The organism is Hymenobacter ruricola (assembly GCF_015694525.1).
GTDB classification, from domain to species: domain Bacteria; phylum Bacteroidota; class Bacteroidia; order Cytophagales; family Hymenobacteraceae; genus Hymenobacter; species Hymenobacter ruricola.
This window is the reverse complement of the sequence record NZ_JADQDM010000004.1, coordinates 100,916-114,101: the sequence shown is the minus strand read 5'-3', so window position 1 is coordinate 114,101 and position 13,186 is coordinate 100,916. Positions and strand designations below refer to the sequence as shown.

General features: G+C 62.9%; 12 protein-coding genes. 4 read left to right on the top strand and 8 right to left on the bottom strand.

Annotation, left to right across the window (positions count from 1 at the left end; translation table 11 throughout):
* Positions 1–25 precede the first annotated feature (25 nt).
* Positions 26–793: a lipoyl(octanoyl) transferase LipB gene (gene lipB, locus I2H31_RS10480; RefSeq protein WP_196293185.1), complete on the bottom strand. Its 768-nt coding sequence runs from the start codon at positions 791–793 to the stop codon at positions 26–28.
* Between the two features lie 160 nt (positions 794–953).
* On the opposite strand from lipB, the gene I2H31_RS10475 reads away from it, so the two are divergent.
* Positions 954–1,313, top strand: coding sequence for a YraN family protein (locus tag I2H31_RS10475; RefSeq protein WP_196292986.1), 360 nt, complete (start codon positions 954–956; stop codon positions 1,311–1,313).
* 93 nt (positions 1,314–1,406) lie between these two features.
* Here I2H31_RS10475 and I2H31_RS10470 read toward each other — a convergent pair whose 3' ends face one another.
* Both I2H31_RS10470 and I2H31_RS10465 read right to left on the bottom strand, forming a co-directional pair.
* On the bottom strand, positions 1,407–2,462 hold the full coding sequence (locus tag I2H31_RS10470; RefSeq protein ID WP_196292985.1) for a toxin-antitoxin system YwqK family antitoxin: 1,056 nt from the start codon (positions 2,460–2,462) through the stop codon (positions 1,407–1,409).
* A 144-nt stretch (positions 2,463–2,606) separates the two neighbouring features.
* Positions 2,607–3,431, bottom strand: a complete 825-nt coding sequence (locus tag I2H31_RS10465) for a cyanophycinase (protein WP_196292984.1) — start codon at positions 3,429–3,431, stop codon at positions 2,607–2,609.
* 284 nt (positions 3,432–3,715) lie between these two features.
* Here I2H31_RS10465 and mgtE point away from each other — a divergent pair, with 284 nt between their 5' ends.
* The gene (mgtE, locus tag I2H31_RS10460) at positions 3,716–5,092 is read left to right on the top strand and encodes a magnesium transporter (RefSeq protein ID WP_196292983.1); all 1,377 of its coding nucleotides are present in this window, start codon (positions 3,716–3,718) and stop codon (positions 5,090–5,092) included.
* A 33-nt stretch (positions 5,093–5,125) separates the two neighbouring features.
* On the opposite strand, the gene I2H31_RS10455 is transcribed toward mgtE, so the two are convergent.
* The 5 genes from I2H31_RS10455 to I2H31_RS10435 all read right to left on the bottom strand — a co-directional run bounded on the left by I2H31_RS10455 (position 5,126) and on the right by I2H31_RS10435 (position 9,695).
* Positions 5,126–5,644: a hypothetical protein gene (locus tag I2H31_RS10455; protein ID WP_196292982.1), complete on the bottom strand. Its 519-nt coding sequence runs from the start codon at positions 5,642–5,644 to the stop codon at positions 5,126–5,128.
* A gap of 234 nt (positions 5,645–5,878) precedes the next feature.
* On the bottom strand, positions 5,879–6,283 hold the full coding sequence (gene arfB / locus I2H31_RS10450; protein WP_196292981.1) for an alternative ribosome rescue aminoacyl-tRNA hydrolase ArfB: 405 nt from the start codon (positions 6,281–6,283) through the stop codon (positions 5,879–5,881).
* Between the two features lie 143 nt (positions 6,284–6,426).
* Positions 6,427–7,374 carry a 3-oxoacyl-ACP synthase III family protein gene (locus tag I2H31_RS10445; protein ID WP_196292980.1) on the bottom strand — a complete coding sequence of 316 codons (948 nt, stop codon included), beginning with the start codon at positions 7,372–7,374 and terminating at the stop codon, positions 6,427–6,429.
* A 126-nt stretch (positions 7,375–7,500) separates the two neighbouring features.
* Positions 7,501–8,097, bottom strand: a complete 597-nt coding sequence (locus tag I2H31_RS10440) for a Uma2 family endonuclease (protein WP_196292979.1) — start codon at positions 8,095–8,097, stop codon at positions 7,501–7,503.
* Positions 8,098–8,150: 53 nt separating this feature from the next.
* Complete coding sequence (locus tag I2H31_RS10435; RefSeq protein ID WP_317192217.1) at positions 8,151–9,695, bottom strand: carbohydrate porin; 1,545 nt, start codon at positions 9,693–9,695, stop codon at positions 8,151–8,153.
* Between the two features lie 16 nt (positions 9,696–9,711).
* On the opposite strand from I2H31_RS10435, the gene I2H31_RS10430 reads away from it, so the two are divergent.
* Positions 9,712–10,494 (top strand): alpha/beta fold hydrolase, encoded by a 783-nt coding sequence (locus tag I2H31_RS10430; protein ID WP_196292978.1) that lies wholly within the window; start codon positions 9,712–9,714, stop codon positions 10,492–10,494.
* A gap of 199 nt (positions 10,495–10,693) precedes the next feature.
* Positions 10,694–12,919 (top strand): hypothetical protein, encoded by a 2,226-nt coding sequence (locus I2H31_RS10425; RefSeq protein WP_196292977.1) that lies wholly within the window; start codon positions 10,694–10,696, stop codon positions 12,917–12,919.
* The last annotated feature ends 267 nt before the right edge of the window (positions 12,920–13,186 follow it).

Below are 13,186 nucleotides of genomic sequence, written 5' to 3'. Positions count from 1 at the left end.
TTTTGCGGTCGCTGGAGGATGTCGCTCAGATGAGGCGGGAGCCCAGCAGCTCGGCCAAATGAGGAAGCAAGCGTTCCTGCACTTCGGCCACCGCCACGGCCCTGCCCAGCTCCTGAGCCAGCGAGGTCACGGCTTTGTCGGGGATGCCGCAGGGCACGATGTGGCCGAAATACGACAAATCAGGCGCCACGTTCAGAGCGAAGCCGTGCAGCGTGACCCAGCGGCTGCACTTCACGCCGAGGGCGCAGATTTTGCGCGGGTTGGCGGCGCCTTCTTCCCAACCCAGCCACACGCCGGTGAGGCCGGCAATCCGGCCGGCGTTTAGCCCGTACCCGGCCAGGGTGCGAATGACGGCCTCCTCCAGCACGCGCAGGTACCAGTGGATGTCGGGGCGAAAATTGTCGAGGTCGAGAATGGGGTAGCCCACCAGCTGGCCGGGGCCGTGGTAGGTGATGTCGCCCCCGCGGTTGATGCGGTGGAAGCTGGCGTGGTGCTCCGTCAGGGCCTCGTCGTTGAGCAAGAGGTGCTCGGGCTTGCCGCTTTTGCCCAGCGTGTAGGTGTGCGGGTGTTCGCAGAGCAGCAGGTAGTTGGGCGTGGGCTGGGGCAGGGCGCCGGTGGTTTCGGCCGCGCGGTTCTGGGTTTTGATGGCCAGCGTGGCGGCCATCAACTCTTCTTGCAACTCCCAGGTGGGCACGTAGTCGACCAAGCCCAGCCGGCGCACCTCCACCGTCCGGTTGGCGAACGGCTGGGCGTCATCGGCGCGAAGGGCCGCGAGGGGCGCGGCCGGAACCATGTCTACGGAAGAAGCCATGAGCGGGGGTTGGTGAAACGGGACGCAAAGGTACTAAGCGCCGTAGGCATTGGCTTGCACCGACCGGTGGTTGGCTTAACGCCTTCCTGCGGTTAGCTTGCGCCCGCCAAATACTCCTGGTTCTTCTCCCCTCCTCTTTCTTATGGCGCACGCTCCCCACGAACTAGGGCAAGCCGGCGAAACCGCCGCCGCCGACTACTTCCAGGCCCAGGGCTACGAGGTGCTGGCGCGCGGCTACCGGCACGGCCGCGCCGAAGTGGACCTGGTGCTGCGCCAGGGCAACGCTCTGCTGGTGTTTGTGGAAGTAAAAACCCGCTCTGGCAGCCAGTTTGGTGCCCCGGAAACCTTCGTTTCGGCCCGCAAGAAGGAATTATTCCGGCTGGCGGCCACGCATTTGCAGGATGAGCTGGACTGGCGCGGCGACATCCGCTTCGACATCGTGGCCCTGACGTTGCTCAGCCAGGGCTTTCGGCTGGAGCATTTCGAGGATGCCTTTTATTGATTTGCTGATTTGTTAATGTGCTGATGTGTTGTCGATGCACCAAATTCCGCTTGTGAGCACATCAGCACACTAACAAATCAGCAAATCAGCCCCTTACTTCTTGCGGGGGGCCACTTTGGGTGCGGCTTTGGGCACAGTGCGGGGGGTGTAGCCGGGGCGACGGGTCTGGCCGGGGCGGTCCTCGGCTTCGGCCTGGCCGCGCTTGTCGAGGTTCTTTTCTTTGTCGTAGATAAGGGTGGCGTTGCGGTTGTACTCCCGCACGAGCTCGGGGTCCTTCACTTCGGGGTCGTAGCCGGATTCGGCGTATTGGTACTCGTAGCGCCGACGGCCGCGGAAGCCCCAGTACTTGGTCCAGATGCCCACGCGCTTGCCGTTTTCGAACTGGCCGCGCCAGTCGGGCTGGCCGTTGTCGAGAAACTTGGCGTAATCGCCTTCGAGCTTACCGTTCACGTAGGGCACCACCTCGTTGATTTTTGCTCGGTCTTCGCCGTAGTAGCTCACGTTGGCGTCGCGCGGGAAGCCCATTTCGTAGTGGGTTTTGGTCAGCAGCACGCCGTTTCTGTCGAAGGTTTCCCAGCGCAAGTGCCGGGTGCCCAACGCGTAATAGCCGCTCTCAATCACCTTGTTGTCCTGCATCACCCGGTAGGGCCCGTGCAAAATCTTGAGGGTGGACGCGTCCTCCTCCACGGCCGCCAGCTTCAAGATTTTGTGCTTCTTGGTGTCGTAGTAATAGTGCGCCGGCGCGTAGTCGCTCAGGGTTTTAGGGTACTTCAGGAAGTAGAAAATGGCAATTTTCTGGTTGCGGCCTTTGGGGCCACTCTTCACGAAGGCTTTCTTGATTTTCTCGCCCAGGAAGACGTTCTTTTTCTTCTTTTTGGCTTTGCGCTGAGCGTCCTTGTCGGCGTCTTTGGCAGCTTTTTCCTGCTCTTTGGTGAGGGCCACTTTGCGCTCGGTGCTGAGCGAGGGCTTGCCCTTGAGCGTGTCGCCGGGCCGCGTGAGCGTGTCGGACACGAGGGCCGCTACCGGCTCGTCGGGCGTGGATTTGAAGGACACCGTTTTGCGCGTGCACGCCCACGGCAGCAGCGTGAGCGCCAGCACCAAAACACTCAGGAAACGCAGCGGCCGCAGCCACAAACGAGAATTACGCATGAAAAGCACCAAATAATTTCGCCGCATCAACGCAAATGTAGGACGCTTTGGTGCCCGGCGTGAATGAGTGAAGTAGTAGGTTAGTGGATTTGCTGTTTTGACTGTGCGGCTTGCGCAAACTGAACATCAAACCAAGTACTCCACTCATTCACCCAATGAAACCGCCCGGGTGGGCAGGCTGAGCTGCTGGCCCGCCACCAGGATGTGCAGCTGCACGCCGTGGGCACTGATGAACTGGCCCTCAGCCACTTCGGGCAGGTTGTTGTGGGTGACGTGGGCCGCGTCGACCACCACCACCACGCCCTCGCCAAACACCTCCGCCGCCTGGGCGGGGTGCACGATGAGGCCCGTTTCTTCGCTGAGGCCGATGCCCAGCAGGTTGGGCTGGGCCAGCACGCCGTGCATGAGGCGCGGGTAGCGGGCCCGCTCGGCAAAGTGCTGGTCGAGGAGCACGCCGGGCAGCAGGCCCAGGCCGGGCTGCACCTCGATGCGCCCGCGCACGAGGCCGCGCCAGCCGTAGCCGTCCACCAGCATGAACTCGGCCATGGCGGAGGCACCGGCGCTGGTGCCGGCCAGCAGGAAGCCTTCCTCGCCACGATACTTGTCTTTGAGGATTTCCAGAAATTCGGTATTCAGCAAAAACTCCGTGAGGCGTTCCTGGTCGCCGCCGCTCATGAAGATGAGCTTGGCCCGGCGCAGCTTGTCCAGCGTGGCGGGGTCGTCGGCGGGGTTGTTTTCGTCGGCGCGCAGGTGGCCCACGTTCGGGCAGCCCAGCTGGTGCAGGGCGTGGGCGTAGGCGGCGGCTGTGCGCGAGGGCTGGCGCCGGGTGGCCGTGGTGAGGATTTCGATGGGGGCCGCGCGGTCGGCGAGCAGGCCGGCGAGCAGGGCCAGCATGGGGTCGTCGTCGCCGCCGCCTAGCAGGACGAGGGTGCCGCGCGTGGCAGCGGTAGCGGTAATATCGAGGGGCATGGGCACGGGGTTGGGGGAACAAGATGCGATGAATGCCGGAATGTGGAGCAGTCATCCTGAGCACAGCGAAGAACCTTGCCACGCTCCCACCATACGGCAGCGAGCATGAGAAGGTCCTTCGCTGCACTCAGAATGACAACCACGGCCCGACGCAAACACCCGATATGCCCGGCTTTTCTGTGCGTTGGGCTGCCTGTTTACCGCCGGCTTCGCCCTACTTTTGCGCCGCAATTATCCGTTCCCCAACTCTGCTTGCCTAGCGAAGCACCTCCCGCCCTCATTTCATGCAGCCGCAAACTGTAGAAACCATCACGTCCCTGATTCAGGAGGGCGAATTTTTCAAGCTTAAGCAGCTGCTCCGCGACTTCCAGCCGTCTGAGCTGGTGGCCCTTATTGAGGAGGAAGAAGAACGGGAGCAGCTCATCATCTTCCGGCTGCTGCCGCTGAAGCTGGCCACCGAGGTGTTCGAATACCTCGACCTGGAAGTGCAGAAGCACTTTCTGGAAAACCTAGCCCAGGACAAGATGGCCGACATCCTGAACGAGATGTCGCCGGACGACCGCACGGCCCTGCTGGAGTTTCTGCCCGCCAACTTCGTGGCCGAACTGGTGCAGAGCCTGAGCGAGGAAGAGCGCAAGGTGACGCTGCAGCTGCTGGGCTACCCCGAATACTCGGTGGGCCGCCTGATGACGCCCGACTACATCGCCATTCGCGAGAACTGGACGGTGCAGCAGGTGCTCGACTACATCCGGCAGCACGGCGGGCAGTCCGAAACGCTGAGCATGCTCTACGTGACCGATGCCCACGGCGTGCTGATTGACGACATCCGCATCCGGGAGTTTCTGCTGACCTCGCCCACCGCGCGGGTGCGCGACCTCATGGACCGCCGCTACGTGAGCCTCAACGCCAACCAGGACCAGGAAGAGGCCATCGACATTTTCCGGCGCAACGACCGGGTGGCCCTGCCCGTGGTGTCGGACTCGGGCGTGCTGCTCGGCATCGTGACGCAGGACGACATCCTGAGCATTCGCGAAGAGGAAGACACCGAGGACATTCAGAAGCTGGGCGGCTCCGAAGCGTTGGACGAACCCTACCTGGCCACGCCGCTCATACGCATGGTGCAGAAGCGGGCCGGCTGGCTGGTGGTGCTGTTTCTGGGCGAGCTGCTCACGGCCTCGGCCATGCAGTTTTTTGAGGGCGAGCTGAAGCGGGCGCTGGTGCTCACGCAGTTCATTCCGCTCATCATCAGCAGCGGGGGCAACTCGGGCTCGCAGGCCACTTCGCTCATCATCCGGGCCATGAGCTTGGGCGAGTTCACCCTCAGCGAGTGGTGGCGGGTGCTGCGGCGCGAAATCCTCTCGGGCCTGGCCCTGGGGCTGATTCTGGGCGTGGTGGGCTTTGCGCGCATTGCCATCTGGCAGAGCATCACGCCCATTTACGGCGAGCATTGGGTGCTGGTGGCCCTCACGGTGGGCATCGCGCTGGTGGGCATCGTGCTGTGGGGCTCGCTGGCAGGCTCCATGCTGCCGCTCATCCTCAAGCGCCTGGGGCTGGACCCGGCCACTTCCTCCGCGCCCTTCGTGGCCACGCTGGTCGACGTGACGGGCCTCATCATTTACTTCACGGTGGCGCTGGTGCTGCTGCGCGGCACGCTGCTGTAAGTGTATGGGGCGCCGCCGGGCACGCGGGCGGCGCTAGCGTTGCAGCAAGGCGGCGGGCCGGTCGATGATGTTCTCGGCAATGACGTACTGGCCATCGAGTTGGAAGCGCTTGCGCGTGTTGCGGTAGCAGCGGCAGCATTTGTTGCCGAGGGTTTCGCCGGCCAGCTCCAGCTCCGAGAGCTGGTAGCGGCGCCCGATGGCTGGCAGCACCACGGCATAGTTGTAGCGACTGATGTCGTATTCGCCGCCTCGCGGTTCAAACAGGTAGTTCAGGACAATGCCGTATTGGTAGAAGGTCAGGCCGTTTTGCCGGGGCTGCTCGCGCACGGTATCAAGTGGCGTGGCGAAGTTGGGCTTGGCGTAGCGCACCACGTACACGCCGCCCAGCTCGGCCTTGCGGAAGCCACCGTGCAGGCTGTCCACGTCGAAGGCTAGGCGAATGCTGTCCTCGAATTCGGAAAAACAATCACAGGTCTGCTCCTTGCAGTCCAGGCAGCTGCTCAGCCCCAGCGCGAGCAGTCCTCCCATCATCAACGCCAGACTTCGATTCATGCAGCTAAAATAGCAGGCCGCCCGTTCGCACGGCCTTGCTCCCGGCCCGGTGCAGCGGCAGGCCTCCTGTGCTACCGGCACCGGTGCCGGGCCATGCAGGCACACCGGGCAAGGCCATCGGCACATGTGCCGATAAGCGTGGGCACACTGCTGATGGGTACCGGCACATGTGCCGATAGGCATGAGCACACCACCCACGGCCCCCGGCACATGTGCCGGGGGCCGTGGGTGGTATTAGTCCAGCTTGCGGCGGCTGGCTTTCTTGTCGCTGTGCAGCTTTTTGCCTTCCAGGCGCTTGCGCACGGCGGCTTTGCTGGGCTTGGTGGCCTTGCGGGGCTTGGGCCGGCGTAGGCTCTTGAGCAGCAGCGCGTGGAAGCGGGCCAGGGCAGTTTCCTTGTTGCGCAGCTGGCTGCGGTCGTCCTGCGCCGTCACCAATAGCAGGCCCTCGGCAGTGAGCTGACCCGCCAGCTTCTCCAGTATCAGGGCCTTTTGCTCCTCGGTCAGGAGTTGCGAGTCGCGCAGGGGAAAGCGCAGCTCCACGCGCGACTCCACCTTGTTCACGTTCTGCCCGCCTGGCCCGCTGCTGCGGCTGGTCTGGAAGGTAATTTCGGGCAGGAAGGCGTCGGCAGCAGGTAACATGGAATAAAGTACGTCATGCAGAGCGCAGCGAAGCATCTTTACCGCCACTACTAATCCAATCGATTGAAATTACTGCTGCGGTAAAGATGCTTCGCTGCGCTCTGCATGACGTTCACGGCATGACCGTCTACCGCGTGAACGCTCTACTTTTCCAGCAGCATGGCGCCGTAGGAGTAGCCGCCGCCGAAGACGGTGATGATGACCTTGTCGCCGCCCTTGAGCGTGTCCCACACTTCGGCCAGGCCAATGGCGGCGCCGGCGCAACCCGTGTTGCCCAGGCGCTCGATGTTGCTCACGGCGCGGGCCGGGTCGAGGCCGAGCTGCTTCACCACGTTCTTGGAGATGCGCAGGTTGGCTTGGTGCGGAATGAGGTAGGTGAGTTGGTCGGTGGCAATGGCGTGCTTGTCGAGCAGCAGCTGCGTCACCTTGGCCATGTAGATGCAGGCCTGCTGGAACACGTCGCGGCCGAAAGGCATCACGATGCCGCGCTCCACCGGCTTCAGGGTCACGGCTTCGTCGGCTTTGCTCACGGGCGCGGCCCCGCCCGTGATGACTTCGGCAATGCGCAGGTCGTCGGGCGCGAGGCGCTCCTTGCTGATGAGCAGCGTGGCGGCACCATCGCCCCAGAGGTGGCCGGCCATGGTGTCTTCCTCGTTGTTGTAAGCGGTGTTGTGCTCGGTCACCACCACCACGGCGCGGGTGGCCTTGCCCATGGCAAAGTAGCCTTCCACGATTTCCACCGCATTGAGCAAGGAAGAGCAGGCCGAGGAAATGCTGACCGTGGGAATCTCGTTCACGCCCAGGTCCCGCTGCACCGCGTGGGCAGCCGTGAAAATGGTGTCGTGCGGCGTGTAGGTGCCCACCACGATAAGGTCGACGCTATCCGGAGCAAAGGCGGGGGCGGCCGCGAAAGCCGCGCGGGTGGCGGCAATGGCCATGGTGTTGGCATTCTCGCCGGGCCCGGCCTTGCGCCGCTCCTGGATGCCGGTTCGCTCAATTATCCACTCGCTGGCCAGGCCATTCAGGCGGGTGAAATGAGCATTGGTTACGACGGCCTCCGGGAGGTAGGACGCCACATGATGAAGGTACACAGACTGGTGATGCGTGGGGGAATCGAGCCCGCGCTGCGGGCCGGCAAAGGTACGATGCCCGGCCCGCGGCGGTCGGTTTCACTCGTTCAGATGCCCGAATTTTACACGCAAGGTCCGTTTCCGGCCTCAGTTTCCGGCAAATACCTCGGCCCATTCCAGGGCCAGCCCGGGCAGGGTGTGCACCGGGATGAAGCCGGGGGTAAAGTATTCGTCCACCAGTTGGTACCGCTCGTTTTCGAGGAGGTAGACAGCCACGGTTTTCAGTCCCGGCGTCACTATCCAATATTCGCGCACGCCGCTTTCTTCGTAGAGGTCGAACTTGGTGCGGGTGTCGCGGGAAATGTTGCCGGGCGAGAGAATTTCAATAATCCAATCAGGCGCGCCCACGCAGCCCCGGTCGTCAAGCTTGGCCGCGTCGCACACCACGCAGATGTCGGGCTGCACCACGGTCAGAATCTCCTGGTCGCCGTTGGACCCGCCCGTGGTCAGGCGCACATCGAAGGGGGCATGGTACACCCGGCAGGGCTCCCCGCGCAGGAAAGGCAGTATCTGCGCCAGTAGGTTCGAGGAACAATTCTGGTGCAGCCGGCTGGGCCCCGCCATCGGCCGCATCAGCTTGCCCTTGATGAGTTCGACAAACTCATCAAACCGCCACGTCAGGTAATCGGCGTAAGAATACGTTTGATTAGCGTCAAGCTGCGAAAGCGAGGTGATAGGGGCCATGATGCACGCGGGTGAGGTTTCGGTTAAAGATACGCAGCCGGTCCCGCCATGCCCTAAAACTCCACGTGCAGCCGCACCGCCACCACGTGCACCGGCCCGCTTCGGTCCTTGTTGTAAGCCGGGTTGATAACCAGTTGGTAATCGGGGCTGATGGCGGCGTGGTAGCGCGGCAGGCTGATGCTGTAATACACTTCCCCGATGCTTTCAAGGCCGTAGTTCAGCGCCCCGTCGCCCACGATGAAGCCGTAGCCGCCGGCCGCCAGGTAGGCGCGGTGCTCGGGGCTGAGGCCGTTCAGCACCACGGCCGCGCCGAGGCGGTCGTCGGGCCGCTGCCAGCGGGCGCCGGTGCTCACCAGGCCCAAGCTGGCGCTCTGGTCAATTTCGGTGAAGGCCCAGGTTTCGTTGCGGCCGTCGTTGTAGCTCACGCGGGCAAACAGGCCCACTTCCTTCGTCAGTTCCTGCTCGGCGTTCAGGCCGAAGCCCATTTTGGTGTGGTGCGCCGAGCGCACGGCTTCGGTGCTGGGCTGCTCGCCGGTGTACCGGGCCAGCGCCACCGCCGTGCGGTAGGAGGCCATGGCCGCCACGTTGCGGAAGCCCAACGCCCGCACGGTGCCCTGCCGGCCGCCGAGGCGGTAGGTTTTGGTGAGCTCCGCGGTTTCGGCGTGGGCCGTGCCGTAGTGGAAATCCAGGTCGGGGCCGTTGGCGGTGGTGGGCATCAGCGTGGAGCCAAAGCGCAGGGCAAAACCGGGCGTCACGTACTCCAGCACGCCGCCCACGGTGTAGCCGCGGGTGTTGGCGGCGTAGTCCCAGGCGCCGGCGCTCATCAGGCTCCAATTCAGAAACTGGGTGCGCGGGTCGTGCGAGTAGCTGTTCTGGTCGAAGAAGTCGGCGGTGCTGAACTTGCCCAGGTTGACGGCAAGGTAGCGCGTGGGGCGTGGGCCGGCCAGCTGGTTGAGGTCGTCCTCGTCCGCCTCCGTGTTCGGGCCTAAGGCAAACGTCTGGCGCAAATACAGCCGCGCCAGGTACAGGTTCGGGGCCGGGTCGCCGATGCGGAAGGTTTCGCCGTTCACAAAGCCGGCAATGCCGCGCGCACCGCTCAGGCCGCTGCCGCCGGCCACTTCGGGGTTGAAATACACCGCCGCCCCGCGCCACAAGCGCCGCCCGATGAAAAGCGTGGACGTGAAGGACAGCTTGGCCGATTCGCGGTCGGCCAGGCTGTAGTCGCCCGCGTAGGGCGTGCGCAGGTCGTTGTGCCACTGGTCGATGAGCGTTTGCTGGAAGTGCAGGCTCCAGTTGCGGGGCTGCTCGGGCGTGTCGTTGGGCTGGTGGGCGGGCTCCTGGGCCGGGGCGGCATTGGGGGGCGTGGCGGGGGTGGCGGTGCCGGGCGGCGTGACCTGGGCAGCCGCGCGGCCCGCCAGCAGCAGGGCTCCCGCGAGCAGAAGTAGGGGAAGTTTCAGGGGAATGAGAAAGAAAAGTGCGGGGCCAGGCGCCCGTAAAACGGCAACAAACCTAGCGCTGCTTCTATGTATGAAGCATGAAGGCCGCCGTAGCAACAAGCGCTGCCGGCCGGGCTTTTCCCACGCCGGCCAGGAAGCCACCTGCTATTTTTGCCCCATGCCTTTGCTCCATTACCTCGACCAAGGCCAGGGCCGGCCCCTGGTCATCCTCCACGGCCTGTTCGGCACCCTCGACAACTGGCAGAGCTTGGCCCGCCGCTGGGCCACCGAAGCCGGCCTGCGCGTGGTGAGCGTGGACTTGCGCAACCACGGCCGCTCCTTCCACAGCCCCGAGCACACCTACGCCCTCATGGCCCAGGACGTGCTCGACCTGTTCGACCACCTCCACCTCGGCCCCGATGTGACGCTGCTGGGCCACAGCATGGGTGGCAAAGTGGCCATGCGCCTGGCCCTGGACCACCCCGAGCGCTTGGCCCGCCTCATCGTGGTCGACATCGCCCCGCGCTTCTCCGACATGGAGCACCAGGACGACGTCCTGGCCGGCCTGCAGGCCGTGAACCTGGCCGCCATCAGCAACCGGCAGGAGGCCGACGCGGCCCTGGCCCGGCACATCGGCAACGTGGGCGTCCGCCAGTTTCTGCTCAAAAACCTGTACCGTCGCGAAGACAACAGCTTTGCCTGGCGCATCAACCTGGGGGTGCTGGCCGCCCAACTGCCCGCTGTGGGCGAAGCCACCACGGCCGCCGCGCCGTTTCTCAAGCCGGCCCTGTTCATCCGGGGCGGCAAGTCGGATTACATCACGGCCGAGGACAAGCTGCACGGCATTCCGGCCCTGTTCCCGAACTCCGAAGTGGCCACCGTGGTAAACGCCGGCCACTGGGTGCACGCCGAGAATCCGGAGGAAGTATTTGGGCTGGTGCGGGCCTTTGCGCAGCAGTAGACTGACCGGAACCGGGCCGGGAGGACAGGCCAAAAGAAACTGGTAGAACGATATATAAAAGCTCGTTATTTCCAGTACCTTGCCGAAGCAAGTTCTTTTCCATCTCCCAACCCTTTTTCAGTCACCCGTGAAAAATTCCTACCCCCCCACACGCCGCACAGCCGGTCCGTCGCTTCTTTGGCATAAGCTGACGCTGCTCTTGGTCGCCCTCAGCTTTTCGGCCCACGCGCAGAAAGCCAGCCCTGTTGCCGCCAAGATACCGCCGGTCGACCCTTGTCTGCCGTCGTTTTATACCAGCCAAAGCACCATCTGCCAGGGCGGTTCGGCCGTGCTTTCTTTCAGCCCCAGCTCGTGCGTAGTTACTTCCACATCCTACACCTACTCGTGGTCACCGGCCCGGGATATTTCGGCCACCAATACGGCCAGCGTAGTTGTCAATCCGTTGGTGACCACCACGTACACCATCACGGTAACGTCGAGCACCGGCTCGGTGAGTTCCTATAGCACCACCATTACGGTGCAGGCCAACTGCTGCCAGACCAGCACCATCCCAGCGTCGAAAATTGTGGAGCTGAACAACGACTACGTGTATAACTACGGCTCCACCACCCACAACGACCCGTTTCGGCAATATCCTCCCGGCACCACCTTCCACGTGACCGGCGACCTGACCTTGCACGGCGACCCGGGCTACCCGTACCCCTTCAACACGAACGACAAATTCACGATGCCGCCCGGCACGGTGCTGCTTATGGACGCCTTCGCTGCGATATACGTGCAGGACGGGGCGCGGCTCGAAACCAACGGGGCCACCATCACGGCCGCGTGCAACAGCATGTGGCGCGGCCTATACGTCCGGGGCACTTCCGACCAGTTCGATATGCACGGAGTGGGCACCAACCCCAGCAACGCGCTGATGCACAACCGCATCATGCACAGCATGTCGGGCATCGTGCTCGAAGACCATGGCCCGGAGTTTCAGCTCAACTTCGTGGATTTTCTCCACAATTACAGCAGCATGAACATTGCACGCAATGGGGCGCCCGTGCACACGCCCTCGACGGGCATTCTCAACAAGATTGTGTACTGCACCTTCGACTCCGACCCCACGCTGATGAAGGCGCCGTATACCTATAACGGCAGTGCCGACTACTGGTATTCCTTCGCCCACATCCAGGTTTCGGGCAATGTGAATGGCACCTATCCTTACATGGTGTTCCAGAACAATACGCTGAACCACTCCATGTTTGGCATCCGGGCCTACACGGCCACGCCCTTGCGGCTGCAAAGCTCCACGTTCAGCAATTTTTATCTGGCCGGGGTTAACTATGCCAGCGGAGGCGGCCCGCTCCCGAGCGTGACAGGCAACGACGTGTTGACGCTGCCCGGCGGCAGCATCGGCAGCCAGCCCAATACCTGCACCTTCAACTTCCCCAGCCTGCCCTCCTACCCGGCTACCCGGCAGTTCACCCACGACCTCACCGCCTACGGCTCCCCGCTGACGTACGGGACCACGGGCATTCGGACCGATGGCAGCATGCTGGTGGATGCCACATCGGCTGTTTTCCGGCAAGCCACGCCCGTTGACCACGCCGCCTTCCAGCCCCACCTGCAGACGGGCATTCACGCCGTGAACCTGACGGCCACCAGCAACAATTTTCTGGACGTGACCTATGGCATTGCCCAGGATTTTAACACGGCCGGCACCGGAATTCATTCGGCTACCCAAAACCTGTTTGAGGGCTGTGGTGCGGGGTATATGTTTAGCTCTCAGGAAGGCACCACCGGCACGGCCCTTCTCGACTGCAACACGTTTAAGCGCGTATCGGGTCAAAGCGTGAACACGGGTCAGTATTTTGGGATTTACGTGCAACCCAGTTTCACCGCCACCATCAGTGGCACGGGGAACGTGCGCAATAATAAGTTTTTGGACGGGGGACTGACTTTCAATGGTTTTCAGGCGATTTATAACGCCAACTCCATCTCTCCAGTCAATTACCAGACCTACGACGACTACATTCCGGTGATAAGCCAATGGGTCGACCCCAGTGCAGTCAACTTGGTTCCGGTCGGCTATAACTACCCGAACAACAATACCGACTGCGTCTCGGGCAATGGCTTACCGCGCCAGGCACCGTCCGTGGAAAGCAGCAAATTGCTATCTGATGATTCCCAACTAGACCAAAACGTCCCGAATCCGGCTCACGGCAGCACCAAGATTCTTTATCGTGTGCCCAATGATTGCCATAAAGCAACGCTGCTTGTCCGCCGGGCCATGGACGGGCAGGTGCTGGAAACCTTGCCCCTTGACGTGAAGGCACAATCGAGTGTGTTGCGCCTGGAAAGCTATTCCGCCGGCACCTATTTCTATACCCTGCTTGTAGACGGCTCGCCAGTGGCTACCCGCCGCTTGGTTGTCGAATAGGCGGCACCGGTTAGGCGTCTTACAAGCCTTGTGGCGGTGCTGGGACACTCCAACACCGCCACAAGGCCGCCCCTGCCAAGTGTAGCGGCGCCGCTTTGGGTGCGCCAAAGACCACGCTTGCTTTTCAGTTGCCGCAGCTGACCAAACCCCTTGGCAGGAGCAGAGCAAACGCGGAAGCGAGAAAGCCCCTGCTGAAACGGGCTTGTTCTAAGTAAACCGATACGGCCGGCGGGGTAAACCGCCGGCCGTATTTTTGCGTCCGTACTC